Consider the following 2,590-nt stretch of genomic DNA (forward strand, 5'->3'; position numbering starts at 1 on the left):
GCGAAGACTGATTCATTATGCACCTCCTTTTCAAATGGCGGAAAACAGCGATTCCTGGTTGTCGTCGTGGATGCGACGCGGAATATTGCGCGCCAAATCGGCCTTGATCCGTTCGTCTTCGAGGTCGCTGGCGCGGATCTGGTAGGGCGCGCCGCGCATGACCTGCTCGGCAGGCAAGAGGCCATCCCTGATGAACCGGCGGATTTTGACGTGCGACACCCCGAGCTTCGCGGCCGCGTCCGACATAGTGAGCCACTCGCCATTCTTGTCGGACGAGCGATAGCCGCTGATCTTGTGCACCGTGCGCAGCGATTGGACGCGACGCGCGGTCCAGGTCTTTCCCTGACCGGTCTGCATGCCCATGCGGTTGAGTGTGGCAGCGATTTCGGCATCCGACCATCGGGTTGCCATGGATCGCATGATCGCCAGAGCCTCCTCAGGCGTACGCTGGCCATGCTCTCCGGATTTGGGCTTGCGAACCCGTACCTGCGAGTGCTGGCCTCCGTGCCAGTGGATGGTCAAGATCACGTCGCGCGCATCGTCATCGACATCCGCCACGATGTCCTTGATGAGCGCGCGCAGCAGTTGCTGACGACAGCGCATGTCGACACCCGGCGCGTTCCAGGTGGCCTCGAGATTCTGGGCGAGGCCCGTGAAGTCCGGAACCGCGTCGACAGGCTCCACACGCTGGACTTCGCTCAGCCGGGCCTCGCAGGTCTCCACGCGCCTGAGCGTGGCTTCCCAACTCCTCTCGAGCTGGGCCGCAATAAGCCGGTTCTCCGGGTCGCAAGCGGCATAGCGGCGCTCGGCGAGCGATGCCTCATAGCGCGCCTGCTGCAGGTCCATCTCGATCATCTGCCGCCGCTTGGCTTCGCTCTCCAGCTGCATCCGTTCAGCCTCCAACGCCGCTTCGATCGCCATCGGCGCAACCGCCTCCAGCGCTTCGCGGGTCACCGCCGCGTCGGTGCGAAAGCCGTTGAACGACATGCATCGCGCCTGGGCCATCATGAGGTTGCCGCGCTCGCAGCGATATACCGGATAACCTTGGCCGCGTCCGGCATACATGACAACCAGTCTTCGCCCGCATCGACCACAGGAGATGAGACCGGGGAGCAGTGCGCGACCGCCGCGGCCCGACTTGACGCCGCCGGCTTTGCCATAAGCGTTGGCCGCGAGCAGTTCCTGGTTCCGTTCGTACTCGCTCCATCCGATGTAGCCTTCGTGATGGTCGTTGAGCACCACCGCCCACTCGCTAGCCGGCTTGTAATGGCCATAGCTCTTGCGAACGCGGCCATCGACGATCTCAGTGCGCTTCTCGCTCTTACCATAGACATAGGCGCCGGCGTAGAATGGGTTCTTCAGGATCGAGATCACGTTGCGGTAGCGGATCGGAACCCAGTCGAAGGACACCATCTTCTTGCCGTCGGAGGGTCTGGGAAAATGCACGCCATCGTCGATCATCGAGATCAGGACCTGGCGCGCACTGCCGAGTTCGCGGAAGCGCGCGAATATCAGGCGAATGGTCTCCTGCAGGCGCATGTCGGGATCGAACCCGAGACCGTAATCGCGGTGCCAGACATAGCCGAAAGGCACGGAGATGCGCAGTTCCCCGCGCTGTGCCTTGGCGCGGGCGGCCTCGTACATGCGGGCACGCAGCACGCCGAGCTCGAACTCGCTGATGCTGCCCTTCATACCGAGCAGCAGGCGGTCGTTCGGCAATCCCGGATCGTAGACTCCGTCCAGATCGATCACGCGTGCATCAACTTCGCCGCACAACTCGAGCAGCCGATGCCAGTCCGGCCCGTTGCGCGACAGGCGGGACGCCTCCAGGCAAAGCACGGCGCCCACATGGCCGGTGCACAGATCGTCGACCAGGCGCTCGAAACCGGGACGCTCCACAGCCCCGCTTGCGGTTCGTCCCAGATCCTCGTCGATCACCTCTACTTTGCGGAATCCCCAGCGCCGCGCGACGTCGACAAGCTCATATTGCCGACGTTGGCTCTCAAGGTTGAGCTGGACCTGCGCCTGAGTGGACTGACGCACATAGACGACAGCCTTGCGCTTGAGGACGGCAGTCGGAATCAGATTACCGCTCGTCATCGCAGCTCTCCTCCTCCGTTGCCACGCCGGCGGCGGCCATCAATACGTTGGCGAGCCGGGCGATCACTATGGTCCGTTGCGCTGAACTCAGCCCGTTCAGCTTCTGCGAGTCGAGCGGCAAGCTGAGTTGGCGAACGACCACGAGAGATCGTGTCGGTGGTGGCAGGGTTCTCATGTTGCGCCTCCGCGATGGTGAAACCATCCGGACAGCCTCGCCGGAAACGGCGTTCGATCAAGAGCTTGTGAAGCTCAAGCAGCGCGGCAAGCGATACGCGCGGGGAGCCCAGGTCCATCGCCGCGCAAGCCACGGGATCGATCATCCAGGCCGGAGCGGTAATGACATGCCCGGGCGCGACGACGAGATGAATGATCCGGCCGTTGGCGCGCTCTTCGCTGTTCTCGCAGCGAAGCCGATGTCCGAAATACGGGTGCCAACGGTAATGGACCTCGACCTCCTGCCCAACATGGGCAGAATGACCCCGAGATGGCG

3 protein-coding genes are annotated in these 2,590 nt (G+C 63.2%); 1 reads left to right on the forward strand and 2 read right to left on the reverse strand.

What is annotated here, in order from left to right:
• Positions 1–30 precede the first annotated feature (30 nt).
• Together NKI58_RS35360 and NKI58_RS35365 are read right to left on the reverse strand one after the other, a co-directional pair.
• Positions 31–2,100 (reverse strand): recombinase family protein, encoded by a 2,070-nt coding sequence (locus NKI58_RS35360; RefSeq protein ID WP_352854522.1) that lies wholly within the window; start codon positions 2,098–2,100, stop codon positions 31–33.
• Positions 2,087–2,275, reverse strand: a complete 189-nt coding sequence (locus NKI58_RS35365; protein WP_128178386.1) for a hypothetical protein — start codon at positions 2,273–2,275, stop codon at positions 2,087–2,089. Before NKI58_RS35365 ends, NKI58_RS35360 begins: the two co-directional genes overlap by 14 nt.
• On the opposite strand from NKI58_RS35365, the gene NKI58_RS35370 reads away from it, so the two are divergent.
• Positions 2,274–2,590: hypothetical protein (locus NKI58_RS35370; protein ID WP_352854524.1), on the forward strand; the 317-nt coding region annotated here is incomplete at its 3' end. The genes NKI58_RS35365 and NKI58_RS35370 overlap by 2 nt on opposite strands.

This window comes from Mesorhizobium sp. M0522, assembly GCF_040321085.1.
GTDB lineage: Bacteria > Pseudomonadota > Alphaproteobacteria > Rhizobiales > Rhizobiaceae > Mesorhizobium.